This is a genomic window from Vulcanisaeta souniana JCM 11219, assembly GCF_026000775.1.
Classification (GTDB): Archaea; Thermoproteota; Thermoprotei; order Thermoproteales; family Thermocladiaceae; genus Vulcanisaeta; species Vulcanisaeta souniana.
On record NZ_AP026830.1, the window covers coordinates 235,911 to 258,819 of the forward strand.

Annotated in this window: 28 protein-coding genes and 1 tRNA gene; 19 read left to right on the top strand and 10 right to left on the bottom strand. The window is 43.6% G+C overall.

Features of this window, described 5'->3' with window-relative positions; translation table 11 throughout:
• Window positions 1-55 precede the first annotated feature (55 nt).
• From Vsou_RS01205 to Vsou_RS01215, 3 genes are all read left to right on the top strand, one after another.
• Window positions 56-1,276, top strand: a complete 1,221-nt coding sequence (locus tag Vsou_RS01205; RefSeq protein WP_188603603.1) for an FprA family A-type flavoprotein — start codon at window positions 56-58, stop codon at window positions 1,274-1,276.
• Window positions 1,277-1,420: 144 nt separating this feature from the next.
• Window positions 1,421-1,498, top strand: a tRNA-Asn gene (locus Vsou_RS01210).
• Between the two features lie 240 nt (window positions 1,499-1,738).
• Entirely contained in the window at window positions 1,739-1,888 is a 150-nt protein-coding gene (locus tag Vsou_RS01215) for a hypothetical protein (RefSeq protein WP_188603604.1), read from the top strand.
• Window positions 1,889-2,189: 301 nt separating this feature from the next.
• On the opposite strand, the gene Vsou_RS01220 is transcribed toward Vsou_RS01215, so the two are convergent.
• Window positions 2,190-2,381 carry a hypothetical protein gene (locus Vsou_RS01220; RefSeq protein WP_054844321.1) on the bottom strand — a complete coding sequence of 64 codons (192 nt, stop codon included), beginning with the start codon at window positions 2,379-2,381 and terminating at the stop codon, window positions 2,190-2,192.
• Between the two features lie 68 nt (window positions 2,382-2,449).
• A complete protein-coding gene (locus Vsou_RS01225; RefSeq protein WP_054844345.1) occupies window positions 2,450-2,986 on the bottom strand; it encodes a nicotinamide-nucleotide adenylyltransferase in 537 nt (178 codons plus the stop codon).
• Window positions 2,987-3,157: 171 nt separating this feature from the next.
• Here Vsou_RS01225 and Vsou_RS01230 point away from each other — a divergent pair, with 171 nt between their 5' ends.
• Genes Vsou_RS01230 through nucS form a run of 4 tightly spaced genes read left to right on the top strand, consistent with a single transcriptional unit; the run spans window position 3,158 to window position 5,805 of the window.
• Window positions 3,158-4,354: a citrate synthase/methylcitrate synthase gene (locus Vsou_RS01230; protein WP_188603605.1), complete on the top strand. Its 1,197-nt coding sequence runs from the start codon at window positions 3,158-3,160 to the stop codon at window positions 4,352-4,354.
• 51 nt (window positions 4,355-4,405) lie between these two features.
• Window positions 4,406-4,636 (top strand): hypothetical protein, encoded by a 231-nt coding sequence (locus Vsou_RS01235; protein ID WP_188603606.1) that lies wholly within the window; start codon window positions 4,406-4,408, stop codon window positions 4,634-4,636.
• Entirely contained in the window at window positions 4,633-5,007 is a 375-nt protein-coding gene (locus Vsou_RS01240) for a hypothetical protein (RefSeq protein ID WP_188603607.1), read from the top strand. Before Vsou_RS01235 ends, Vsou_RS01240 begins: the two co-directional genes overlap by 4 nt.
• 39 nt (window positions 5,008-5,046) lie before the next feature.
• A complete protein-coding gene (gene nucS, locus Vsou_RS01245; protein WP_188603608.1) occupies window positions 5,047-5,805 on the top strand; it encodes an endonuclease NucS in 759 nt (252 codons plus the stop codon).
• A gap of 2 nt (window positions 5,806-5,807) precedes the next feature.
• Here the strand turns inward: nucS and Vsou_RS01250 are convergent, their stop codons facing one another.
• Both Vsou_RS01250 and Vsou_RS01255 read right to left on the bottom strand, forming a co-directional pair.
• Complete coding sequence (locus tag Vsou_RS01250; protein ID WP_188603609.1) at window positions 5,808-6,359, bottom strand: hypothetical protein; 552 nt, start codon at window positions 6,357-6,359, stop codon at window positions 5,808-5,810.
• A gap of 48 nt (window positions 6,360-6,407) precedes the next feature.
• Window positions 6,408-7,103 carry a phosphoribosyltransferase gene (locus Vsou_RS01255; protein WP_188603610.1) on the bottom strand — a complete coding sequence of 232 codons (696 nt, stop codon included), beginning with the start codon at window positions 7,101-7,103 and terminating at the stop codon, window positions 6,408-6,410.
• A gap of 97 nt (window positions 7,104-7,200) precedes the next feature.
• Here Vsou_RS01255 and Vsou_RS01260 point away from each other — a divergent pair, with 97 nt between their 5' ends.
• The 4 genes from Vsou_RS01260 to Vsou_RS01275 all read left to right on the top strand — a co-directional run bounded on the left by Vsou_RS01260 (window position 7,201) and on the right by Vsou_RS01275 (window position 9,667).
• Window positions 7,201-8,070 carry a DMT family transporter gene (locus tag Vsou_RS01260; protein ID WP_188603611.1) on the top strand — a complete coding sequence of 290 codons (870 nt, stop codon included), beginning with the start codon at window positions 7,201-7,203 and terminating at the stop codon, window positions 8,068-8,070.
• Between the two features lie 338 nt (window positions 8,071-8,408).
• On the top strand, window positions 8,409-9,188 hold the full coding sequence (locus tag Vsou_RS01265) for an ERCC4 domain-containing protein (RefSeq protein WP_188603612.1): 780 nt from the start codon (window positions 8,409-8,411) through the stop codon (window positions 9,186-9,188).
• The gene (locus Vsou_RS01270; RefSeq protein WP_188603613.1) at window positions 9,188-9,367 is read left to right on the top strand and encodes a hypothetical protein; all 180 of its coding nucleotides are present in this window, start codon (window positions 9,188-9,190) and stop codon (window positions 9,365-9,367) included. The genes Vsou_RS01265 and Vsou_RS01270 overlap by 1 nt, the downstream gene beginning before the upstream one ends.
• Before the next feature lie 69 nt (window positions 9,368-9,436).
• Entirely contained in the window at window positions 9,437-9,667 is a 231-nt protein-coding gene (locus Vsou_RS01275; protein WP_188603614.1) for a histone family protein, read from the top strand.
• A gap of 37 nt (window positions 9,668-9,704) precedes the next feature.
• Here the strand turns inward: Vsou_RS01275 and speD are convergent, their stop codons facing one another.
• On the bottom strand, window positions 9,705-10,097 hold the full coding sequence (speD, locus tag Vsou_RS01280; RefSeq protein ID WP_188603615.1) for an adenosylmethionine decarboxylase: 393 nt from the start codon (window positions 10,095-10,097) through the stop codon (window positions 9,705-9,707).
• 74 nt (window positions 10,098-10,171) lie between these two features.
• Here speD and Vsou_RS01285 point away from each other — a divergent pair, with 74 nt between their 5' ends.
• The 3 genes from Vsou_RS01285 to thsB all read left to right on the top strand — a co-directional run bounded on the left by Vsou_RS01285 (window position 10,172) and on the right by thsB (window position 13,623).
• Window positions 10,172-10,630: an SAM-dependent methyltransferase gene (locus Vsou_RS01285; RefSeq protein ID WP_188603628.1), complete on the top strand. Its 459-nt coding sequence runs from the start codon at window positions 10,172-10,174 to the stop codon at window positions 10,628-10,630.
• An 11-nt stretch (window positions 10,631-10,641) separates the two neighbouring features.
• Window positions 10,642-11,682, top strand: a complete 1,041-nt coding sequence (locus Vsou_RS01290; protein WP_188603616.1) for a diphthamide synthesis protein — start codon at window positions 10,642-10,644, stop codon at window positions 11,680-11,682.
• 261 nt (window positions 11,683-11,943) lie between these two features.
• Entirely contained in the window at window positions 11,944-13,623 is a 1,680-nt protein-coding gene (gene thsB / locus Vsou_RS01295; protein WP_188603617.1) for a thermosome subunit beta, read from the top strand.
• Here thsB and Vsou_RS01300 read toward each other — a convergent pair.
• The 4 genes from Vsou_RS01300 to Vsou_RS01315 form a co-directional block, all read right to left on the bottom strand.
• Window positions 13,612-14,373 (bottom strand): hypothetical protein, encoded by a 762-nt coding sequence (locus Vsou_RS01300; protein WP_188603618.1) that lies wholly within the window; start codon window positions 14,371-14,373, stop codon window positions 13,612-13,614. The two genes, thsB and Vsou_RS01300, sit on opposite strands and share 12 nt — an antisense overlap.
• Window positions 14,370-15,926: an ATPase, T2SS/T4P/T4SS family gene (locus tag Vsou_RS01305; protein WP_188603619.1), complete on the bottom strand. Its 1,557-nt coding sequence runs from the start codon at window positions 15,924-15,926 to the stop codon at window positions 14,370-14,372. Before Vsou_RS01305 ends, Vsou_RS01300 begins: the two co-directional genes overlap by 4 nt.
• Window positions 15,927-15,991: 65 nt before the next feature.
• Window positions 15,992-16,816 carry a TFIIB-type zinc ribbon-containing protein gene (locus Vsou_RS01310; RefSeq protein ID WP_054844311.1) on the bottom strand — a complete coding sequence of 275 codons (825 nt, stop codon included), beginning with the start codon at window positions 16,814-16,816 and terminating at the stop codon, window positions 15,992-15,994.
• A 107-nt stretch (window positions 16,817-16,923) separates the two neighbouring features.
• A complete protein-coding gene (locus Vsou_RS01315; RefSeq protein WP_054844310.1) occupies window positions 16,924-17,274 on the bottom strand; it encodes a hypothetical protein in 351 nt (116 codons plus the stop codon).
• A gap of 58 nt (window positions 17,275-17,332) precedes the next feature.
• On the opposite strand from Vsou_RS01315, the gene Vsou_RS01320 reads away from it, so the two are divergent.
• Window positions 17,333-17,755, top strand: coding sequence for an Lsm family RNA-binding protein (locus tag Vsou_RS01320; RefSeq protein ID WP_054844309.1), 423 nt, complete (start codon window positions 17,333-17,335; stop codon window positions 17,753-17,755).
• A gap of 80 nt (window positions 17,756-17,835) precedes the next feature.
• On the top strand, window positions 17,836-19,488 hold the full coding sequence (gene tgtA, locus Vsou_RS01325) for a tRNA guanosine(15) transglycosylase TgtA (RefSeq protein WP_188603620.1): 1,653 nt from the start codon (window positions 17,836-17,838) through the stop codon (window positions 19,486-19,488).
• On the opposite strand, the gene Vsou_RS01330 is transcribed toward tgtA, so the two are convergent.
• Window positions 19,479-20,243, bottom strand: a complete 765-nt coding sequence (locus Vsou_RS01330; RefSeq protein ID WP_229709860.1) for a proteasome assembly chaperone family protein — start codon at window positions 20,241-20,243, stop codon at window positions 19,479-19,481. The two genes, tgtA and Vsou_RS01330, sit on opposite strands and share 10 nt — an antisense overlap.
• 55 nt (window positions 20,244-20,298) lie before the next feature.
• Here Vsou_RS01330 and Vsou_RS01335 point away from each other — a divergent pair, with 55 nt between their 5' ends.
• The 3 genes from Vsou_RS01335 to metG are packed head-to-tail and all read left to right on the top strand — an operon-like array spanning window position 20,299 to window position 22,901.
• Window positions 20,299-20,529, top strand: coding sequence for a 30S ribosomal protein S17e (locus Vsou_RS01335; RefSeq protein ID WP_054844307.1), 231 nt, complete (start codon window positions 20,299-20,301; stop codon window positions 20,527-20,529).
• Between the two features lie 34 nt (window positions 20,530-20,563).
• A complete protein-coding gene (gene hsp20, locus Vsou_RS01340; RefSeq protein WP_054844306.1) occupies window positions 20,564-21,109 on the top strand; it encodes an archaeal heat shock protein Hsp20 in 546 nt (181 codons plus the stop codon).
• 46 nt (window positions 21,110-21,155) lie between these two features.
• Window positions 21,156-22,901 (top strand): methionine--tRNA ligase, encoded by a 1,746-nt coding sequence (gene metG / locus Vsou_RS01345; RefSeq protein WP_229709861.1) that lies wholly within the window; start codon window positions 21,156-21,158, stop codon window positions 22,899-22,901.
• The last annotated feature ends 8 nt before the right edge of the window (window positions 22,902-22,909 follow it).

Below are 22,909 nucleotides of genomic sequence, written 5' to 3' on the forward strand. Positions count from 1 at the left end.
TTTTAAATAAACATACCACCCTTGACTTTAAATTCACATAATTCTAAATATTGTGATGAGAATCGAGAATAACATAGTGATAGATAAGGTGAGCAAGGATCTAATTATTCTAAGATACAACGATACAACAACGAGGTATTTTGAGGCATTGTGGGAAATACCCGAGGGAGTCACATACAATGCGTATTTATTGACCGATGATGATACTACGGTACTTTTCGATACCTGGAAAAAGAACTTAGAGAATGAATTTCTTAATGCCCTAAATTCCATAATTGACATCAGTGACCTGGACTACGTAGTCATTCACCACATGGAATCAGACCACAGCGGCTCAATAAGGGCTTTGTATGAGAAAAATCCAAGAATTACCTTCATTGGACATCCAATGACTAATAAATTAATAAGGAGCCTCTATGGAATTAACCCTAAATTTAAGGCCATTAGGGACGGGGAGACCTTAAGTACGAAGAATTACCAATTAATGTTTATTCATGTACCGTGGCTCCACTGGCCTGAGACCATGTTCACATATATACCACAAATAAGGGCCTTATTAACCTGTGATGTCTTTGGCGCCTACACGATACCTAAGTCGGTGTTCATCGAGAAACTAGATGATGAATACATATCATCAATGAGAAAGTATTTTGCTAATATCATTGGTTTCTACAGAAATAATGTGACCAAGAACCTCGATAAGGTATTAACCATGACCAGGGATAATATTGACATGATTGCACCTGCGCATGGAGCCGTGATTAAGGGCAATATTGTAAAAAGATCCATTGGCCTTTATAGGGAGTTTGCGCTTAAAACGCCAATTAATAGAAAAATAGTGATTGCATACTCCTCAATGTATGGTTTCATTGATAATATAATGAGCCATGTGACTCATGTGCTTAACGACTGGGGCTTTAACACCAGTGTCTATAGGTTTACGGATAAGGAGAGAGCAAGCATTGGTGATTTAATTGGAGACGTTAATAACGTACTTGGTATAATTCTTGGCGTGTCCACATACGACACTGAGCCATTCCCACTAATGGACTTTGTAATTAACCTACTAATAAAGAAACTAAGGGGTGGAAAGCCAATATTATTAATAACGGACTACGGCTGGGGCGACGTCATACCCAGGCACATAAGGGCAAGACTGGAGAAGGCAGGCTTTACCGTGATAGACACAATCAGCGTAAATGGAACACCAACAAAGGAAGACCTAAACAAAATAGACACAGCCATACAAAACTTCAAACAAATAATTACTCAATAAAGAGCAATACACTTAATAATAAAACACTGCCATGGCCTTTTATGCTCATGCGTTGTATAAACTTAAATATAATGTAAATGCCATAGAAACAACGACGAAAAACAAGACGAAAAAACTTAAATCCCTAAAACCAAACAACCCAGCGCCGCCGTAGCTCAGCTCGGTCAGAGCGGCGGGCTGTTAACCCGTAGGCCCCGGGTTCAAATCCCGGCGGCGGCGCCAGCTTCCCATTCAACCCAGCAATCCACGTGGTCGAATCATTCCCGTGCTCCGTATCAGTCGTTCTCGGAAGACTTAGATACGTGCTTGCCAAGTAATTGCTGATAAAACAATGGTTGATTGTTAGCTCATTGACATTGAGCAGATTGGGAATGAGAAGGGGCGTGAGTTAATCCTTGTATTTAATTTGATCAAGACCGCAGCATTAATAACAATAGGCACTGGTTAACCTTAACGTGGCTAATGTGTGGGATTGGTGATTCCGTCAATTCCTGGCATACCTCAATGCCATTGCGGCAGACCCACTTGGTGATCATAAGCAACCACCCAAGGGCATTAAGGGAGATCAAGGTAATGAACGATAGAGACAAACCACCAGAAAAACAAGCATAAGGACGAAACAGACAAACGAGAATCAACCCTAAACAAAACAATTCACTATAAATCACAGGGTAAAGAAGAAAAATATCTTGATATTATTTAAATATTTAATTTATTATTTTTACGATCTAAAGGCCTCTCCTTATCGAATAGGTAATTCCAAATGTTGTATCCCTGGGCCATAGGTAGCCGTATGTACCCAGGTTGAACTTTATTATTGATGTACCCCAGTGAGACAGGCATTGAACCAATTAACGCCCACATGACTAAAGCAGGACCACAATACTTTGAGATGCCAACTCATCATTATTGTTTATGCCTTGTCGTAGTGTTGCCTTGGTATTTTACGTGGGTTAAGTATTAGGAAGCCCTCCCTGATCCTTGGCGTTGGTGTTATTAGGAGTTTTCCGTTTATCAGCGTTAATTCCCTACACCTACGTTGAGGACTGTCCGGGTTTATCTTCACCACACGGGCCCTAATGAACTCAGAAAGGGTAACAACCAACTCACTTTATGTCAATTCTTACATAATTATGCTGAAAGTAGCACTTTTATCTTTCTGTTAAGTGCCATTTACCACTTGTGTGGTTCTGCCTCGCCTGTGGTTATTGTTTTTAGTCTTTCTATTCCGTTTATCCTCCTTATTATTTCGGCTACGGATTTTGGTACGAGTTTTTCCCACTCGGGATTGTCTTTAAGCATTAATTCCCTAATCCTCGTGGAGTTGTATTTCTCCCTATCGTAAAGTGGTTGTTGCCTCACCTCAATGCCTGCCTCCCTGAGTAGCATGGCTACGAATGGGTTACCCGTGTAGGCCACTTGGAATGGTGGTACGTATGACCTCAGGTGCCCGAACCATGCAGCGTTATTCTCAATATTGGGTATTGGCACTATGATGATTCTTGATAGGTCAATACTACCCTCCTTTAATGCTTCCCGGAGCATCCATATCCTCTCGCCCACTGTGAATGGATCCTTAATTATGTAATTGAATTGTGCTGAACCGATCACTATTACTAACTCATCAACCTCCCTTAGTATGTCCCTTACGGCCCAAACATGCCCCCAGTGCGGTGGTTGAAACCTGCCTGTGAAAAGGCCCCTAATTATTGGCTTGTTCATCGGTGAGTTAGTATAGTGATGCTGGGCTTTTAAATATGAACGGTTGACCGCACTTGCACAGTTAATTATTAAGAATTCGTTAGTTGACTTATGTATTAAATATAATTAAACTATATACTAAGATAGTATTTAAATAAGTGCCCGTATAACCAACGGTGTATGAGCGAGGAGATTAAGGAAGTTAAGATTGAGACCAGTGGTAAGGTCATTCAAAGTCCTTGTGGACCCATAATTCATGGGCTTGAGGACGTTCTCGTTAAGACAACCACAATAAGCGATATTGATGGCAAAAACGGTATTTTATGGTACAGGGGCTACAGAATCGATGACTTGGCGAAGTACTCCACATTCGAGGAGGTAGCCTACCTAATACTCTATGGCAAGTTGCCGAATAGGAAGGAACTCGAGGACCTTAAGGCATTACTGGCATCATATAGGGACCTACCAAATGATGTTTATACGGTAATGACCACATTAGGTAAGGCCAAGGCCCACCCGATGCTCGCACTCGAGGCTGGTGTGGCTGCCCTAGGGGCATTTGATGAAAACCCAAGCGACTATAGTAAGGAGGCAAACCTCAAGAGGGCTGTTAAGTTAACATCCGCATTACCAATAATGATAGCTGCGCATTACAGGGCCAGTAGGGGTCTTGATATTGTTAAGCCCAGGAAGGATCTTAGTCATGCAGCTAACTTCCTTTACATGATGTTTGGCAAGGAACCTGACGAAACATCAACTAAGGCAATAGACCTGTACCTAGTGCTCCACATAGACCATGAGGTGCCTGCCTCGACCTTTGCGACGCTGGTTGCAATATCAACATGGACTGACCTATACTCAGCAATTGCAGCCGGTATAGCCACACTGAAGGGCCCACTGCACGGCGGCGCCAATGAGGCAGCAATGAAGCAGTACCTGGAGATTGGAAAGCCCGAGAATGCTAGGTCATATACGGAGAAACTGCTTGGTGAGGGTAAGAGGTTGATGGGTGTTGGCCATAGGGTGTATAAGGCCTATGACCCAAGGGCCAGGATATATAAGGAGCTCGTTAGGCAATTAAGTGAGGCTAAGGGTAACATGACTTGGTATAGGATTGCCGAGGAGGTAGAGAAGGTGGTTCTCGAGAAACTCGCTTCTAAGAAGCTTTATCCGAACATTGACTTCTGGAGCGGCATAGCCATGTACCTGCTCGGGATACCCTATGAGTACTACACGCCAATATTCGCAATGTCAAGGGTCGTCGGTTGGTCTGCACACGCTATTGAATACCTAGACCAACATAGGCTGTTTAGGCCAAGGGCTTGCTATACAGGTCCTCATGACGTGCCTTATGTACCCATCGATAAGAGACAGTGACTCGCATAATCTCTAAAGGTATTAAAATACCATTTAATTTTCTTGATTTTAATGGCCAATGATAATGAGTTAATGAGGGAGTTAAGGAACTTGAGTGGTGATTTACGGGGCTTGGCTGCCAAGGCCGTAATTAACTACCTATTGGTTGAACTTAGTGAGATCAATTCTGTGAATAGGGAGGAGCTTGAGGAGGTTTTGTTAAATGCAATGAAGTTAATTGAGGTTGAGGAAAGGGATATCAATAGGGTTAAGGAGTTGATCACGAGGCTGAGAAGTAAATGAGCCTTGTTTACTTGATAAAGTGGGAAAAATGCCTTGATAGCCTTTTAAACGCCTACAATATGCACATACTTAACATCGGCAGTGACGGCATACTCATAAGTACTGATAATGATAGAGACCTTGTTATTAAGGCAATCGATGAAGGATGCACAGCGTATGCCAGGTACTATAGGTTCAGGATGATCAAGAGGGGCAAGATCGATAATGTCCTGGACGTGATCAAACCATTTGATCTATGGATCGAGAACGATTTACTCAACGTAGTCGTTAACCCACTGAGACTTAGCACCCTTGACATCGCCAGGATACTCTACAAACTAGACTTTGAACTAGAACTGGTTAATGAGGAGGATGTTGAATTCACAAAGTAAGAGAAAACTCTTATGCCTAGGTAACGCAGTAGTACTGTAATGGATATAACGGGGTTCATCAACAATGGGGAGCAAACGCCTGACCTAGATACCCTAGTCGATCCAGCGCCCGCGGAAGCCCTCAGGCTCATTAACCTCAGGAAGAGCACGCACGTGTTACTTATTTACGGCGATATGGTTGCCTCGTACGAAGGCAGAGCCAAGTCTCAACTTGAGGATTTAATGCCCAGGCTAGTCATTTCGAAGCCCGACGGGACCTTCATGGTTCATGAATCCAATAAGGAAAAGCCAAGGTTATGGAACCCTCCACCTTCAAACCTGTATGCTTCGGTTAACCTGGGTGTGCTAACACTTAGGAGTGTTAGGGTTAGTCCTAGGGAGGTGGTTGTCGTGGATATCCCTGTTATTAGGTTTGTGGGTGCTGTGAGACTTGGTGTTACGTCGAATTATAGGGTGTTTGGTACAGAGGAGGACTTGGTGAACGCCATAACCAATAACCCAAGCATCGTTGAGGATGGCCTGCAGGTAATTGCCAGGGAATACCACACAATTGTTGGCGACATTGATATCCTTGGCAGGGACCCTAGGGGCAACCTCGTGGTTATTGAGTGCAAGCGATCGCAGGCTGGCCCTGAGGCCGTTAATCAACTTAAGCGTTATGTGGAGCACTTGAGCCAGAAGGAGGGAAAGAACGTGCGGGGGATCCTGGTTGCTCCATCCATTTCATCCGCGGCCTATCATTATCTAAGGCATTACGGTTTAGAGTTTAGGCGTGTTGAACCAAAGTCGCTTGCCTAGCGTCATGATATTGCCGCGAGTAGTATTAGGAAGACTATACTTAGTATGAGGGATGTTATGTACCAACGTAGGGACAAAATGACCAAGTCCTTGAATAGCCTATTCCTTGCATAGTTTATTAGTAGCAGTATGAAGAGTAGGCCATCGGTTGATGGTATTGCTATAATTAACGATAGTATTATTGTTTCAGCCATTATGGATGTGGCCTCAGTATTGGGAACTGCGTTTGTTGCTATTCCGTAAAGCGCCCATTGGGTTGCCGTATTCCATATGCCATATAATGGTATTAGTGATGGACCTAGACTTGTCATGAAGCCTGTCAATTCATAGGAGAACACCGCTATTTGGGATATTGAGGCTAGGTCATTTCTCTCTGTTTGTTCCTGGTTAATATCCTGGTTTACTGCGGTTGCGAATTGCTGGCTGGGTTTTACGGCATAACCGAGGAAGTAAGCGGCTAGAAAAAGCAAAAGTAGGACTAGGAAAAGGTATATTCTGAATCTTCCCAGTTTGCCTATTACTGAGATTCTTACCCTATCTTCCTGCGTTAGCATTGGTGAATCAAAGCTATAGACTTTAAAAATGATTACTCTCTCACCAGCTCAGGCTTTGAACAGTATATGCTCAACGCCATCCTTATTGGTCCTAATTATGACGCCTTGTTTCTCAAGGCTCCTGAGGGCTAGGTCTATGTACGTTACCTTAACCTTGAGGACTTCGTCACCATACCACTCAACCATCCTATTAACTATCTCATTCAGCGTCCACTCCCTCTTACCACCCTTGTATTCCTCAAGTAGTATTCTCTTTATGAAGTTGGTCATGTCCTCAGTGACGTTCCATGGATAAACAAACCAAACCCAATCCCTAACTTCAATGGCCCAGTAATCAGGCTTGAACTTGGCTACGGTTGATATCCATTGAAGCGCCGCCGTTCTCACCTCTACATTCCTGTTATTACGCTCTATATACTCCCTGGCCAATTGTATGGAGTCGCCTGTGTCGACAATATCATCGATGACAAGGACCCTCTTTCCACCTAGGTCCACAGAAAGCGGATACTTAATGTATGCCTTCTCGGTAACTTGCGCTGTGGAAGGCCAATGAACCACTTGAATGCTTATCAGGTCAGTAATGCCTAGGTAATCGCAGATTAATCTAGCTGGTGCATAACCGCCCCTGGCTATTGCAACCACAACATCAGGTAACCACCCTGAATCCCTTATTTTCATTGACAACACTCTGGCCCACTCGGTTATTTCATCCCAACTAACAAGCTTTATTGGTACCTTAACCACGTTTTCTGATAATTCCTATGACTGATTTATAAATTTCATGTTCACACAGGAACAGCATTAATTTAATACTAGAACAGATTTGGTTTAGGCCCTATCTATGCCTATTAAGTACTACATGTCACTCGCCGTAGCGGTGGTGGCAATATCCTGGGCCTCAATACTAATACTACTCTCTGGCGCCCAGCCAATAGCCGTGGCCTTCTGGAGAACGGCCATAGCAGCTGCGGTTTTATTACCACTATTGATAATGGAGAGGAGAAATAGTGCATACGTACCGACTAAAGTCGAGGCATTACTCATTGTGGTTAGTGGTGTTGCATTGGCCACGCACTTCATGACTTGGATAGAGAGTCTGTACCTAACCACTGTGGCTGCGAGTACAACGTTGGTATCCACCTACCCAATATTCACGTTAGCGATGGGACGGTTAATAGGCGAAAGAGCAGGGAGACGCTCAGTGGTTGGTGTATTAGTGGCTTTCCTAGGCATTGTGTTAATTACTATTCCCGAATTCTACATAAACCTGAGGGCATTAATGGGTGACTTGCTCGCCCTGGCTGGGGCTGTTTCTGGGGCTGCGTATTTCATGATAGGCAGGGTAATTAGGATAAGGGCATCCCTTGCCATGTACACAGTGCCTGTTTACGGCACCGCAGCCCTAATCGCACTACCCATTGGTTTATCACTGCATGTGAGGCTTTGGCCGTACCCACCATATACATGGTTCTACATAGTAATGATAGTGCTCGGCCCCATGTTACTCGGCCATACATTGTTGAATTACTCACTTAGGTACTCAAGGGCCATAACAGTAACAACATCAACCCTGGGCGAACCAATTGGCGCCTCATCATTAGCCTTGTTACTATTTCATCAGATTCCTCAACCATTAACGGTGGTTGGTATTGTGGCTACATTGTTCGGAATATACATGGTTATTTCTGAGGAAAGTACTGGAGCTGGTTAATGCCTTTGTCCTATGTGGCCTCATCATTATTACAAGCTAACCCTACTGAACATGAAAGACCACGATCCCGTCATAGAGGGCAAGGCCCTGGGTGGTTTATTGTAATAGTGATTATGAATGATCTGCCTTTAGTTATTTAGGTTGCTCAGACGCGGCATGCTTAGGTAAGTTAATCACTGCATTGCGCTACCCAAGGCACCAGGTTCATTATTGGCGAGGCGAGTTATTAGTATAATTCAGGTCTAAGCTAAAGGACCCACTGGGGACTTAGTGCAGGGAATACTTAAGTATGGAATAGGTAAATTAAGTAGTTTCTAATTCACTGGTGCGGGAATGCTGTGGAGTGCACCATAATAGTTGATTCACGGGAGTACGAAACAGCAGAGGAGGTAATTAAGTGGATTAAGAGGTTTGGCTGTAGTGTCGTTCCTCGTAAATTGGACATTGGCGATTACGTGCTACCCAATAATGCCGGCATTGAACGTAAGAGGGCCATGGACTTCATCTCCTCGATAGTTGATGGCAGATTATTTGAACAGGGCAGGGAATTAATTAATGCCTTCAGTAGAGCATACGTGATTGTTGAGGGTGATTTATGGAGAGCCCTTGGCAGGAGGGAGGTTCATAGGCACTCCATACTTGGTGCATTAAGTACGTTAATTGATATGGGGATAAGGGTGATTTACACGCCTGATGAGGAGGGTACGGCTTATATCATGAAGTCATTAATAGAGAAGTCAGGTAATAAGGGCATTAAGGCGATACCTGTGAAGAGAGGCGAGACCATAAAGGACGCGCAAATTCAGTTCCTGTCATCTTTACCGGGCATAGGGCCGAAGAGAGCCGAGGCCTTGCTGAGGGTGTTTGGAACCCCCCTTGAGGCTTTAAATAACCTGGGGCAGTGGACCAGGAGGGTTGATAACATTAATGAGAATTTGGTAGGTCTCGTTAGGAAGGTATTAACCACTAGGTATGGTGAGGAATCCAATAATTCAATAATAACCATTGACGAGGCGGTTAAGGAAATTAATGAGGGTACTGGTAATAAGGATAATAAAAAGGATGGGGATAGCATTAATAATAAGCGTAATATAATGGATTTTCTCGGTGGTAAATAATGGTGATCACATGCCCATATTGCGGTATGAATAATTGGACCATGGTTCAATTTCTCAGTAAGAGGGGTAGTGAGAACTTTATTGTGGTGTGCCGTTGTAATAATTGCGGTAAGATCTTTTATTTATATAAAACAAAATTCTCAACATTAACATATAAATTAGAAGATACAGGTCTTTAATACACTTAGTGATATTCATGTGTAAAAAGAGGAAAAATCCTTAAATACTTATTTTGAATAGCAACATTGATGCCTGAATTACCACTGGCACCAATAGACAGAATTTTCCATAAGGCGGGTGCTGAAAGGGTTGGTGAAGATGCAATACAAGCATTGAGAGATATTCTTGAATATATTGGGTTTGATATTGCAACAAAGAGTATAGAATTGGCGAGACATGCGGGAAGAAAGACGGTAACTGCTGATGATGTTAAGACAGCAATTAGAATTTTAAGATGTATTCCTGCACCTACCTCTTAATGATACGAAATTAAAGAAATTTTAAAATAAATTATTGTTAATCGCTTGACCTGTCTGCGTGGTTAACGACGTATCTTCTAGGCTTTAGGGCGCTCACTATGTAGTTAAATGCCTTGTCGGGCATGCTGTGATCTCCGCAAGTATATACATCAACAGACGCAAACCTGTAGACGGGCCACGTATGTATTGCTATGTGGCTCTCCACGACTAGGGCAAGTACACTGACTCCCTCCTTATCACCGTTTATGAACTTCCAGGACTTAACCTCAACCAAGTGCACATTGGCTATTTCGGCAGCCTTAATAACCAGTGACCGCAGGAAGTTTTCATCACTTAAGAGGCTTGGGTCAATACCGTATAGATTACCATACACGTGCTTACCAATCACCCCATTTGACCTTTCATATTCCAGCTGGGATGTTGTGGACATGGCTTTATGTTCTAAAACCCGTTAATACATACCTTTTTAAAATCTTTTTCCTTTAGATAAAGAGAATATTGATCATGACCGCACCCTATGTACCTACGCCACGTGACATAGCCATCGAAATGCTTAAACTAGCTAATGTGAGGCCTGGTGAGATTGTTGTTGATCCGGGTGCTGGCGAGTGCGGTATTGTTACGTTAGCTGTTACGGTGTTTAATACAATTGGTATTGGTATTGAGATTAACCCAGCGCTGGTTAGATCCTGCATTGAGTCCTTCGAGAAGTTGGGATTGAGGGGTAGGGCCTACGTTGTTTGGGGTGATCTATTTGATTTTGATTATTCAATAGCCGATGTAGTGACCTTATACCTAGGTAGTGACATTAATGGGAAGCTAAGACCTAAGTTAATGAGAGAGCTCAGGCATGGTTCTCGTATTGTTAGTCATGACTTCGAAGTACCTGGCTTAAAGCCCATTAAGTCAGTAATTATTAAGGGTCCATTTAGGGAGCATAGGGTTTATTTATACATTGTTTAGTTATGGCCATCATGAATAACGATGGAGAATTAACGGAAATAATGGAAGGTTCTTTCCTATTGCCGCTTAGGAATATTGAGGAATTAGCCAATGAGTATGGAAAGGGCGGTAAGTTGCTTATCGAGACTCCCCTTGGCTTTAAGGGCGTTGGGTTGGAACTGGCTCGGTATCTATCCAATAAGGGCTTCAATGTCTATTTAAGTGGTCGTAATGTGTGGGGTGCCTGCGACTTCTCTATGGTTAGTGATTACCGGCTCATTATTCACCTGGGTCATGCATTACCACTTAATATATTTCGTATTATAAATAATAACCTTAGGGTCATTGGGCAGAAGCATAATGGTGATGTAATAAGCGTCGAGATTGGTAATAATTCTCACGTAGTCTTTGCACCTGTTTATTATAAACCGCAGCCCGAGTTATTAGTCAGGCTTAGAGAAACCGCTGGAGGGATCGTTGAGACTAACCCTGGTATGCTCGTTGCGTATGCATCGCCGTATAGGTTGTATGCCAGCGAAATTGCGGGTATGTTTGATCTACCTATTGCACAGGGTCCCATGACTGGCTGCTTCATTCAGTTTCCAATATCAAGCCCAGTACTATTCGTAGGCTCTGGTTACTTCTACCCATTAACATTTAAGCTGTTAAGGCCGAGAACAACGGTTTACCTATTGGATGTCTTTAGGAACATGGTTGAGGACGTGGAGCACGTATACCGCAGGTACTTAGCAATGAAAGTCAGGATGCTTGATGAATTCAGAAACGCTAAGCTTGTGGGTATTGTAATATCAAGGAAGCCGGGTCAACTTAGGCAGGATTTAGTTAACCCATTAATCAAAAAAATGAGGGAGTTGGGTAAGGACTTCGTTATTATTGAACTGGATGAAGTTTCACCTGACTTTATTAATAACCTGCCCGTAGATGCTGTGATAAACACTGCATGCCCGAGGGTGGGTATTGATGATCTAGACAGGTTCATTAAGCCTGTTGTTAATGCTGGTGATATCCTTAAGACAAACACCCTTGACTTAAACAACCTACTGGTTTGGTAGTGAGTTTTAGTTCGGTAGGTATTTCAAGGGTTTTCTCCATGCTTCCTTTCCCTGCCTTGTCGTTGGCTTCATTCTTTAGTAAAGGGAGTGTTAAGGTATTGACCCAGGTAAACCCGCACTACTCATTTACTCAGGGTGTTTTAAGTTATTCATGTAATCACCGGCACTAATAACGGCTGAGGAATACCCAACAAGCCGCAGTCGCTATTCCTGGTGCTGTGAAAAGAAAGGTTTTTATAGAAGTGCTTTACGGACTCGCCGATGAGTAGCGGTACACAGGCGTATCTCGCACAGATCGGTGGAGTACCAGTCTTAGTTCTAAAGGAAGGCACACAGAGGGCCTTTGGTAAGGAGGCAATGAGGATAAACATAATGGTTGCAAAGGCTGTTGCCGAGGTCATGAAATCAACACTTGGCCCTAAGGGCATGGATAAGATGCTGATTGACAGTCTTGGTGACATAACAATTACCAATGACGGAGCCACAATACTTGATGAAATGGATGTACAGCACCCAATCGGTAAGTTACTAGTTGAGATCTCTAAGACGCAGGACGACGAGGTCGGCGATGGAACAACAACTGCCGTCATACTAGCCGGTGCACTGCTTGAGGAGGCTGAGAAATTACTCGACAAGAACATACACCCCACCGTGGTAGTTTCAGGATTTAAGAAGGCACTTGATGTGGCCATGGAGCACCTAAGGAAAATAGCCATTCCTGTAAAGAGGGATGACGTGGCCACACTAAAGAAGGTGGCGTCCACGGCAATGCACGGTAAGATAAGCGAGACCGTTAAGGACTACTTCGCGGAGTTAGCCGTTAAGGCAATGCTACAGGTCGCTGAGGAGAGGAACGGAAAATGGGTTGCTGATCTAGATAATGTGCAGATCGTTAAGAAGCACGGTGGTGCTCTCGAGGACACCCAATTAGTTTATGGTATAGTTGTTGACAAGGAAGTAGTGCATGCGGCAATGCCTAAGAGGGTTGTTAATGCCAAGATTGCTTTACTCGATGCGCCACTTGAGGTTGAGAAGCCAGAGATTGATGCAGAGATCAGGATCAATGATCCTAATCAGATAAGGGCGTTCCTAGAGGAGGAGGAGAACATACTAAAGTCCTATGTTGATAAGTTCAAGGCCCTTGGAGTGAACGCAGTCTTCACAACAAAGGGCATTGATGATATGGCCCAGTACTACCTTGCCAAGGCAGGTATCCTGGCTGTCAGGAGGGTTAAGAGAAGCGATATTGAGAAGCTCGTTAGGGCAACTGGCGGTAGATTAGTGACTAACATTGAGGATATGACCGAGGCAGATCTTGGCTTTGCCGGTTTAATTGAGGAGAGGAGGATTGGAGACGAGAAGATGGTGTTTGTTGAACAGTGCAAGAATCCGAAGGCCGTCAGTATACTGATTAGGGGCGGCTTCGAGAGGCTTGTCGATGAGGCCGAGAGGAACTTAACCGATGCGCTTAGTGTGGTGTCTGATGTTATTGAAGAACCCTACGTAGTGCCTGGCGGTGGAGCACCTGAGGTGGAGGTTGCTAAGGTTGTTAGGCAATTCGCGGCCAAGGTTAGTGGTAGGGAGCAGTACGCAGTGGAGGCCTTTGCCAATGCCGTTGAGGTAATTCCAAAGACACTCGCTGAGAATGCTGGCCTAGACGCAGTTGATGTATTGACTGAGCTTAGGCACATACATGAGAGTAGGGAAGACGGGTGGAAGTACGGTATTAATGCCTTCACTGGAAAGGTATCTGACATGTGGGCTATTGATGTAATAGAACCACTTTCCGTCAAGTTACAGGCACTTAAGGCCGCTGTTGAGGCCACAACAATGGTACTTAGGATTGATGAGATAATCGCCGCAAGTAAAGTGGAGAGTGGAAAGAAGGAGGAGGGTAAGGAGGGCGGCGAGATCGGAGGCTCTCCAGGTTCATTTGAGTAATAAAAATAAACTTATTAAAATACTTAAAATAGCCACCGTAAAAAATACAGGCACATTTACGTTAATCTCAAAATCCCTCTTAATTATCCTTAGGAAGGAAAATAATGCCATTGATGTCATTGACTGTATCATTACGACAAATAATACGTTCCAGTGAATACCTAGGAATTGTAGGGACTTCGCTACTGCGGGTACGGCAAACAATAATACGTAGTAACCAAGCATTATTGTTCTAACACCCCTACTTAACGCACTGGTCGTTGCCTTATCACTTGAATACCTAATTGCAAGTATGTACCTGGAAAGGCCAACCTCTGCCTTCGATAAATCACCCTCTAGTTCCTTAGATAATAGGAAGTCCAATAAATCATAGCGGGCATTGTTCAATACCCTTAGTAGATAGAGCCATCTTTGGGCGCTATCTGCACCAAGTACACTCATTATTAATGAGCCATCGCCACCCAAAACCTCATTTATGAAGCCATCATTGATACCCGTAGCATTCAACAGTTCGTTATTTAACCTATTCCTAAACTTCATAAGTATTCTCCGGGTGATAAATACGGTTATTGAAACAAACAGGGGTAGGGTTAATGATAAGTAGGGATTCGTAAGGGCAGAGAATACGAATAGAGCTATGGGGCCCATGGTCACTATACCGACCATTATGGTTAATGATTTTTCCAACGAGTCAAGTACCTCCTGCGTCCTAGCCTTAGCTTCACCCAACAGGTACTCATTAATGCTCATTCTGGATCACCGAGATTGCCCAAGGCATTGTTTAGCTGGATTGAGTAGTTAACATAACTATTTCCGTAATGCCTCATCTTGGTTATGATATTAGTAATGACATCGATCTTCCCTTGGTCTGGATTAAAGGATTGAGGATATATAATAGACTTAACCCTACGTGTGGATCTTACTCTCTCCATGGTCACTAATACGAATTTGCTTAAATCAATAAGATCACTCAGCAGAAACGCCCTTAACCTAGTCACTAGGGATTCAATACTCTCTGCATGTGTTGTAGCCATTACTTGGAGCCCAGCATTGAAACCGTGTATTAATGCCTCAAAGTGCTCCCTCTCCCTTAATTCACCAATTATTAATATACCATAACCCCTATGTAGTGACTTCAGTACCTCCTCCGTCTTGCCAATTAGTGATTTAACCTTAACACTGGGTGTAGGTAGCTCCAGGGATTCGTCTGTCTCATCTATGTAAATTCTCCTTAAGTTCAGAGGTAGCGCCATATCCAGTGCATTTAATAACGTGGTTTTTCCACTTGATGGAGGGCCCATTATTAGGATATTATAACCACTACGTACCGCCATAACTAGCCTCCCAGCCTCAACAGCATTCACTGAACCGGCTACAACCAAGTCACTTATTGTGAATGGCTTCTTATGAAGCCTAACATGAACAGACACACCCTCAACTAACGGCCACCTGTCCACAGTTACCCTAAGTCTCTTGCCATTAATTATGATTGAAAACTTCCCACTTGGGTTATCTGTGGAGATCCTGATACCGCTTATATTAGCGATCCTGAGAAATTGCCTTGCAATTACCTGTGGATCAGCATTCAAAACCCTACAAATACCATACTTACTATGGTTTATGTACATGGAATCCTGAGTTATGAAAATATCCTCAACATTAGCATTCAAGATAATGGGTGCTAAATCCCCTAGACCAATACTGGCAAGTAATAATGATGCCCTTAGTGAATCATTGATTATGAATCTTGACAGGAATCTCTCCCTCGAGCCTAATAATGATGATAGGGAATAGTCACCACTGGGGACGACCCTCCTGGTCAACTCAATGAGGTAGTTTAAGTATTCATTATCGATCCTAATTAATTCAAGCAAGCAATCATCATTATCATTAACTAATCTAGACAGGAAAATCGCAGAATCATTTGTCATTGCTAAATTCCTGTCAACTATTAATGAAAAATCGTTCATGCCAATGATAAAACCCTCCTTAAGCATCACCACTTTCATTGAATCATTAATCCTCCCCTTAGTTAACGCATTAAGGAGCCTATAAATGAAGTACCTGGAGCCTAACTTGCGCGTGGTATGGAGTAAAGACCCTAAGTCTAATGAACCACAGTTATTCAAGGTCTCAAGGATATCCGCATCAACTCTACCTGCAATAGCCGTGTTAGAAAGAACCCTTGTAAAGTTGCATTTATTGATCGATGGACACCCAAGGCAATTAAGAACCTGGTGCGCAATTATTAGCCGGGCAAGCGTGGTATTTCGATACCTAGAGGATTTTAAGGGGGCAAGCATATGAATCAGGATTAAATACCTCAACGAGATATAAAAGGAGGTTTCCATGCTTAATTATTACCGTGTTAATCACGGCATAGCCTATGCACGTAATCCCTCAGGGTAAATTGACTAACCTGGGTAGCCCTGGCCACATCCTCTATTTTCAATTTATAGCCGAACTCCCTGCTAATGCAATAAATAATTGCCGCTGCCAATGTTGATGGACTCTTTGACTGCATCATGGGCTTCCTTAATTTGCCAAGGAACTTCTCGGCTTCAGGATACATGGTAACCCAGGAATCACCAAATAACTTTGTAAGGCCTGACTTAACGTACGATAGTAACCTATCCCTAAGGCTATACTTGACCTTAACGATTGCCAGGGACTCCCTTATTGACTCAAAGGTGAGCTTATGACCTCTTGACTTGCAAACATTTATGACATGCTTGGTATTTACTGGCAGGTTGTGCGAGAGTATTACATAAAGCATGGCAGCGACGGCTGCTTGATAATACGTGGCTGATACATTGTCTGCATTCATTATTTTTCGGAATATAAGCTTCGCCTCCTCCACATACTGATTATCAATACCGAGGGACCTGGCAATGAATGCCATACACTCATATGCCCTATACATTGAATAGCTTTCGTGTTTCAGCCTGAATCTATCATTTATGACCTTCAATCTCTTATATATACTCAACCTCACACTGTTATTGCTCCTTATGTTTCTATCTATGGTTCTCCATATTGGCGATAAATCAATCTCCTCACTGTCTAATAATGGTGATGATTGTGTATATGTATCGTAAACGTATACAGAGCCCAAAACACTACCACAATCCATACATACATACTCTCCATCTCTCTCAATTATCCTTGAACTTCCGCAGTATGGGCACTTCATGACATTAATGCCTATTTTCGTATTTTAATAAGTCCAGTGCTTATATTATGTATAGCTCAGGGTTATTAAAATGCAGTAGGGTGTGGGAGTTAGCTGAAAGTTTCGGCTTACTTAATCACCTTTAAACCAACGTAAACCTTCTCGCCAACCCTAGCATCATTTTTAAAATTATTAATATCCATTATAAGTCCACCAATTGATATCTTCACGGAGTTTCCACCCACGTAATAAACAACCCCATTCATGTAGACATCCCAATTGGATGCGTAGTTCGGGTCCTTATCATTACTAATACTAACCTTGACATTACTACCCTGTTTAATGTCAACACCAACAGCATCCCTAGGATATTCGAGACCCAGGGATACGCCGGAGTCACCCTCCATATCGAGCCTAACCACACCCCTGTAACCAGTTTCCTTGACATTAATAACCCTGAAATCACCGCTTAATTGCATTGATACGTGATAAGGAAAAATACTAAAAAAGCTTATCTTATGTAAGTACCGATTGATTATGTCATTACTGGCAGACGTAACGAGGAGGTTTAACGCGGAATTGCTAAACATGATCAATAAGGAGGTCAGGATAACCACAAGTACGGGTACAACGTACCAAGGAACCCTCGTTGGTATAGACAATTCGTTAAATGTGATGCTTGTAGACGCCGTGAATAATAGGAACGAGAAATTCCCGAGAGTCCTCATAATGGGTCACGCAATAATAGATATAGTCCTCGTCCAAGAATTCGTGGACCTCAGGGAATTCGCCAGGTACATCGATAAGTACTTCCCCGGCATGGTTAAGTATGTGGAGGAGGCTAACATAGTCCAGGTAGGTAATGTCAAGGTGACGACAGCGGGCATTGAAGGTTCAGGACCACTGGCAAAACGTGTTAAGGAGTTATTTGATGAGTTCATGTCTAAACGAAAAACCTAGCAATGAGTAATTATTGATGATCACGCGGCGATCATAAGATACATTTTAGAATAGCTCTGGATCTAGGGTTATTGTCAAGGATGTCATTTGAGGTGTTGGATAAGGACTTAATGGGAAGGATCGGTGCATTGAGGACCAGGACAGGCATTATTGAAACACCTGCATTATTTCCCGTGATAAATCCCGCAAAACAAGTTGTGGCACTAGACGAGATCAAGGATATTGGCTTCAACCAGGTAATAACCAATGCCTACTTGCTCAAGAGGCACTATGGTGACTTAGTCAGGGAGGTCGGCATTCACAAACTACTTGATTGGGATGGACCCATAATGACAGACTCGGGTGCATACCAACTGCTGATGTATGGTAAGGTTGAGGTGTCTCCTGACGAGATTCTTAAGTACGAAATTGACATAGGCACGGACATCGGCGTGATACTCGACATACCGACTCAATGGGGTAGGCCTAGGGACATGGTATTACTTGAAGTCGAGGAGACATTGAGGAGGGCCAAGTCAGCCCTTGTTAAGGCCAAGATGTGGGATCCCGGGCATAGGATGTTGATGGTGGGCCCAGTACAGGGCGGTGATAAGCTAGATTTACTTAGTTACTCTGCCGAGAAAATGAGTGAATTGAATTTTGATATTTATGCCGTAGGTAGCCCAACAACGTTGCTTGAGGAGTACGACTTCTCAACAATAATGAGGATGATAGCCACTGCAAAAATGAAACTACCACCAGGTAAACCAGTACATCTCTTCGGGGCTGGACACCCATTAATACTGCCCTTTGCCGTTGCCATGGGCATTGACCTATTTGATTCAGCGAGTTACGTACTCTACGCCCGTGATGATAGGGTAATCCTTAGGGACAGGACAGTAAGGCTTAGTGAGGTTAAGGTTGATAGGATACCCTGCAACTGCCCTGTTTGTAGGAGGTACAGTGTCAAGGAGTTAATGAGCATGGGCAAAGCTGAGCGTGAAAGATTACTGGCAATTCATAACCTATATGTACTATGGGAGGAGCTTCAGGAGATTAAGGCCAGGATCAAGGAGGGAACCCTTTGGGAGTACATCGAGGAAAAGGCTGGTGGTGATGCAAGGGCTAGGTCAGCCTTAATGGCATTAAGGAGAGGGTTAAGGGCTTTCCTTAGGATGATCCCCGAAGCCTCAGGGCGCGTAAGGGCCTTACACATCACATCAATTGATTCATTGCATAGGCCCGAAGTTATTAGGCATGTGGAGAAGATCCTCAATAACTACGAACCACCCAAGGGATGCCTTGTAGTTATCCTACCCGGTGAGTTCCTAGATAGACCATACATAAGGGATTCTGTACTTTCCTGGTTGTTAGATCAATTATTAACAAATAACCTGCTAAGCAAGGTAAACGTGGTTATAAATAATCCAGTGCTAGGCCCAGTGCCGTATGAAATAAGTGAGATTTACCCACTGTCGCAGCATGAATATCCTGAACCCACACCCAATTACCTACGGTTTTTCTCCCATAACTTACTACGCAGATATCTTGAGAAATTACTGAGGATGGGATTCACTGATGTCCTGATTATTACCAGGAGAGGACGTGAGGAATCAATGAAGAGACTAATTACAGAACTTGGTGGCTTTAGAGGCGTTATTGTGACTGGGGTTGCTTCCAGGCAGGAATTATCCTCATTAATACCCTGGATAGCTAAGATTGTGAGTAGTATTCAATGCAGTCCTCATATGTAGTGCGGCGGTCCCTCCTTCCTCTTTATACTTTCCTGGATCTCCTTTAATTCCTTGTCAATCATATCGGCTAGTTCCTTTAGCCTGCTCACATCAACCTCAATGCCCGTTAATTCCTTCAAGAATTGAATTGCAACAATAGCCGCATTGGGGTCTGCGCGGAAAGGCTCGGCATACGGCAATATGGAAATTGCCGGTATACCCAGTCTCTCTAGTTCATTCATTAGCAGTGCGAGGGGCCCCACTATTGCGTAGTTCAATTCCATAAGCTTAATGCCACCCAGGGACTGTCTTTTTCTATATTCCGTGGTTACCGCAACCCTTAATTGATCAGCATCCTCACCCCTCAGTCTATTGTCCAGCCCCCCAAAGAGTATTGCCTCCTTAAAATTATTGATGTACACCCAATGGGCAAGTGCCCTGGTAACTTCATGAGCGTACTTAGTCATGAAGTCCCCATCCCAGTGAATAATGGATATTGTGAATTCAGGACCTGGGCAATAATAAATCTCGCCAGGCGTCGATAACATGTTGGTATTAATTACGTAGGCACTGAAGGGAGGTTCCCTCGGCATAACCAGGAATCCAACCCTACGGCAATTAAGGGAATTAGACAGGTGTTGAACGACCAGATAGCCAACCATGCCGATACCAGCAAATCCCGTGAGGAAGTAGGTGGGTCTCATTATTGGTTCCATGACATTAATCCTTACGCTATTCACGGCAATAACAACACCTAAGCCAGGTATTAAAAGCATTAGCATTACGTACATAACATAAGATTTTAAAGGGAGTTAATAATACGGTAAGTCAATGGGACGAGTAAGGCAAAAATTCATAAAGAGTCTTGCGAGGAGGTTGCTTGAGGTCTACCCAGATAAGTTTACTGACGATTTCGAGAACAATAAGAGGATGGTTTCCGAGTTAGCCGATATATCCAGCAAACCTGTTCGTAATAAAGTGGCTGGTGAAATAACAAGAATAATGAGGAGAATGAAGGAGAGTACTGAGGAGAAACCAGAGATAGAGTTGGAGGAACAATAAAAGTTTATAAGGTTTATATTAAATCTAGCACTGTATGTCGTGGTTTGAAGATATAGATAACTGGTTCAAGAGAATTCAAAAGTATTTCGAGGAGCTTGAACGGGAGATGGAGGAGGATATGGAGAGGATGATGAGGGGAACCGCGCCAGAGGAAGAGGAAGAGAAGCGTAGCGGTAAGGCCAAGCCTAAGTATTACTATTACGGCTTTGAAATTTCAATAGGTCCCGATGGCAAACCCAGGATCAAGGAGTTCGGCAACGTAAGACCCAGGGGCGAAAGACCAATTATAGAGGAGGACATTGAACCATTAACTGACGTCATTGAGGAAGAAGACTCAGTAAAGGTTATAATGGATATGCCCGGCGTCGATAAGGACAAGATAAGTATTAGGGTTAGTGATGATGGTAGGAAGTTAATTATAAGCGCCAGGAACAGCGATAGGAAGTACTACAAGGAGGTTGACCTGCCAGTCGAGGTTGACCCAAACCAGTCAAAGGCCACCTACAGGAATGGCGTACTGACCGTGGAATTAAAGAAAAAGAGCACTGGAAAGAAGGGGTTCGAAATCCGAGTTGAATAACTTCTCTGTAGTAAATCCTTAAAACTTAAATTTCCCAGCCCATCCTGTGTTATTGGGTGATCAACCTGGAAATGATAGGAGAAGGTGGGTTATAGGGTCTGCATGGCCGTACATATACACAGTGCCTCACCTAGGCAACCTAGTTGGTTCTATACTATCGGCTGATGTATTTACGAGGTACCTGAGGCTTAGGGGCGATGACGTGATCTTCGTGTCTGGTTCTGACGAACATGGAACACCAATTGAGGTTGAGGCATTACAGCTTGGCATAAGGCCTAGGGAGTTAACGGATAGGATGCATGAGATAATAAAGAGGCTTTTTGAGTTATGGGAAATAGGCTTTGATAATTATACTAGGACTGAGTCAGAGGTCCATAAGGAGTTCGTTAAGGGGTTCTTTATGAAGCTCTATAATAATGGTTACGTGTTCACTAAGGAGGATGAGGTACCCTATTGCCCTAAGGATAAGATTTACCTACCCGATAGGTTCATAATAGGCACATGTCCCTACTGCGGTTATGATAAGGCACGCGGAGACCAGTGCGAGAATTGCGGCAGATTATTGGAACCGAAGCTCCTAATAAACCCAAGGTGTGCAATATGCGGCTCTAAACCGACCTGGGTCAAGACAAGGCATTGGTACCTGGACCTAACGAAGCTTGAGGATAAGGTTAGGAAGTACGTGGTGGAAAACACAGCATTACCCGAGAATGCCAGGCAAATGAGCCTGGGTATGCTGAAGGAGGGATTAAAGCCAAGGGCCATAACAAGGGATAATAAGTGGGGCATTGAGGCACCATTTCCTGGTGCAGAGGGTAAGACGATATATGTATGGCTTGAGGCTGTGCTAGGGTACATATCGGCCACAATAGAGTACCTTAGAAGCAAGGGCAATGAATCCGAGTGGAGAAGGTACTGGCTTGATCCCAGCACGAGGGTCGTGTTCTTCGTGGGTAAAGATAACATACCATTCCATGTAATACTACTGCCCGCAATGCTCATAGCCTCTGGGGATCCGTATGTAATGCCGTACACCACGGCATCAACCGAGTACCTACTATTTGAGGGTAAGAAGTTCTCCAAGAGCCAGAGGATTGGCGTTTGGGCAGACGAGGCACTTGCCTTGATGCCAACTGATTACTGGAGGTTCGTATTAATATACCAAAGACCAGAGGGTAGGGACACGAGCTTCTCCTGGCATCAAACCCTGGAATTAATAAATTCAATACTTAATGACGTAATTGGTAACTTCATACACAGGGTCCTTTCATTCATCATCATGAGGTTCAATGGAGAGGTACCCAGTGGTTCATTAGGTGATGCTGATATTAAGTACAGGGATGAGGCACTAAATCATTTCAGGAGTTCTGAGGAGCACTATGAAAGAATTGAGCTTAAGGATGCACTGTTGGAGACAGTAGAGATTGCTAGGGTTGGCAATAGGTACCTAAACGAGAGACAGCCCTGGGAACTAATAAAGAGCAATAGGAATGAAGCGGGGGCGGTCATGCTTAATGCGTTCCACATGGTTAAGATGCTATCCATTGGGCTGTGGCCTGTGATGCCAAGGTCTATGGAGGATCTATGGGCCATGTCAGGTTTCGGTAAGTTGACCTGGAAGGATGCATACGAACCACCCAGGCCTGGAATAAGGGTTAGTAATGTGAGGCCATTATTCAGGAAGATTAGCTATGATGAGTTCAAGGAAATGATGAAGAAACTAGATGATATAAGGAATACTAAGGACAAGGGTAAGTACCCATGGACTCAGGTATACATGGTCAATCAGTAATACGTGAG

Coding starts and splice junctions, on each gene's coding strand:
- Vsou_RS01315 (WP_054844310.1), bottom strand. CDS start 17,274: ATGCAATTAAGCGGTGATTTCAGGGTTATTAATGTCAAGGAAACTGGT.
- Vsou_RS01330 (WP_229709860.1), bottom strand. CDS start 20,243: ATGCTTTTAATACCTGGCTTAGGTGTTGTTATTGCCGTGAATAGCGTA.
- Vsou_RS01215 (WP_188603604.1), top strand. CDS start 1,739: ATGTGTGGGATTGGTGATTCCGTCAATTCCTGGCATACCTCAATGCCA.
- Vsou_RS01235 (WP_188603606.1), top strand. CDS start 4,406: ATGGCCAATGATAATGAGTTAATGAGGGAGTTAAGGAACTTGAGTGGT.
- nucS (WP_188603608.1), top strand. CDS start 5,047: ATGGATATAACGGGGTTCATCAACAATGGGGAGCAAACGCCTGACCTA.
- Vsou_RS01305 (WP_188603619.1), bottom strand. CDS start 15,926: ATGCTTGCCCCCTTAAAATCCTCTAGGTATCGAAATACCACGCTTGCC.
- Vsou_RS01275 (WP_188603614.1), top strand. CDS start 9,437: ATGCCTGAATTACCACTGGCACCAATAGACAGAATTTTCCATAAGGCG.
- thsB (WP_188603617.1), top strand. CDS start 11,944: ATGAGTAGCGGTACACAGGCGTATCTCGCACAGATCGGTGGAGTACCA.
- Vsou_RS01205 (WP_188603603.1), top strand. CDS start 56: ATGAGAATCGAGAATAACATAGTGATAGATAAGGTGAGCAAGGATCTA.
- Vsou_RS01260 (WP_188603611.1), top strand. CDS start 7,201: ATGCCTATTAAGTACTACATGTCACTCGCCGTAGCGGTGGTGGCAATA.
- Vsou_RS01335 (WP_054844307.1), top strand. CDS start 20,299: ATGGGACGAGTAAGGCAAAAATTCATAAAGAGTCTTGCGAGGAGGTTG.
- Vsou_RS01240 (WP_188603607.1), top strand. CDS start 4,633: ATGAGCCTTGTTTACTTGATAAAGTGGGAAAAATGCCTTGATAGCCTT.
- speD (WP_188603615.1), bottom strand. CDS start 10,097: ATGTCCACAACATCCCAGCTGGAATATGAAAGGTCAAATGGGGTGATT.
- Vsou_RS01250 (WP_188603609.1), bottom strand. CDS start 6,359: ATGCTAACGCAGGAAGATAGGGTAAGAATCTCAGTAATAGGCAAACTG.
- Vsou_RS01230 (WP_188603605.1), top strand. CDS start 3,158: ATGAGCGAGGAGATTAAGGAAGTTAAGATTGAGACCAGTGGTAAGGTC.
- Vsou_RS01285 (WP_188603628.1), top strand. CDS start 10,172: ATGACCGCACCCTATGTACCTACGCCACGTGACATAGCCATCGAAATG.
- hsp20 (WP_054844306.1), top strand. CDS start 20,564: ATGTCGTGGTTTGAAGATATAGATAACTGGTTCAAGAGAATTCAAAAG.
- tgtA (WP_188603620.1), top strand. CDS start 17,836: ATGTCATTTGAGGTGTTGGATAAGGACTTAATGGGAAGGATCGGTGCA.
- Vsou_RS01300 (WP_188603618.1), bottom strand. CDS start 14,373: ATGAGCATTAATGAGTACCTGTTGGGTGAAGCTAAGGCTAGGACGCAG.
- Vsou_RS01270 (WP_188603613.1), top strand. CDS start 9,188: ATGGTGATCACATGCCCATATTGCGGTATGAATAATTGGACCATGGTT.
- Vsou_RS01290 (WP_188603616.1), top strand. CDS start 10,642: ATGAATAACGATGGAGAATTAACGGAAATAATGGAAGGTTCTTTCCTA.
- Vsou_RS01320 (WP_054844309.1), top strand. CDS start 17,333: ATGTCATTACTGGCAGACGTAACGAGGAGGTTTAACGCGGAATTGCTA.
- Vsou_RS01310 (WP_054844311.1), bottom strand. CDS start 16,816: ATGAAGTGCCCATACTGCGGAAGTTCAAGGATAATTGAGAGAGATGGA.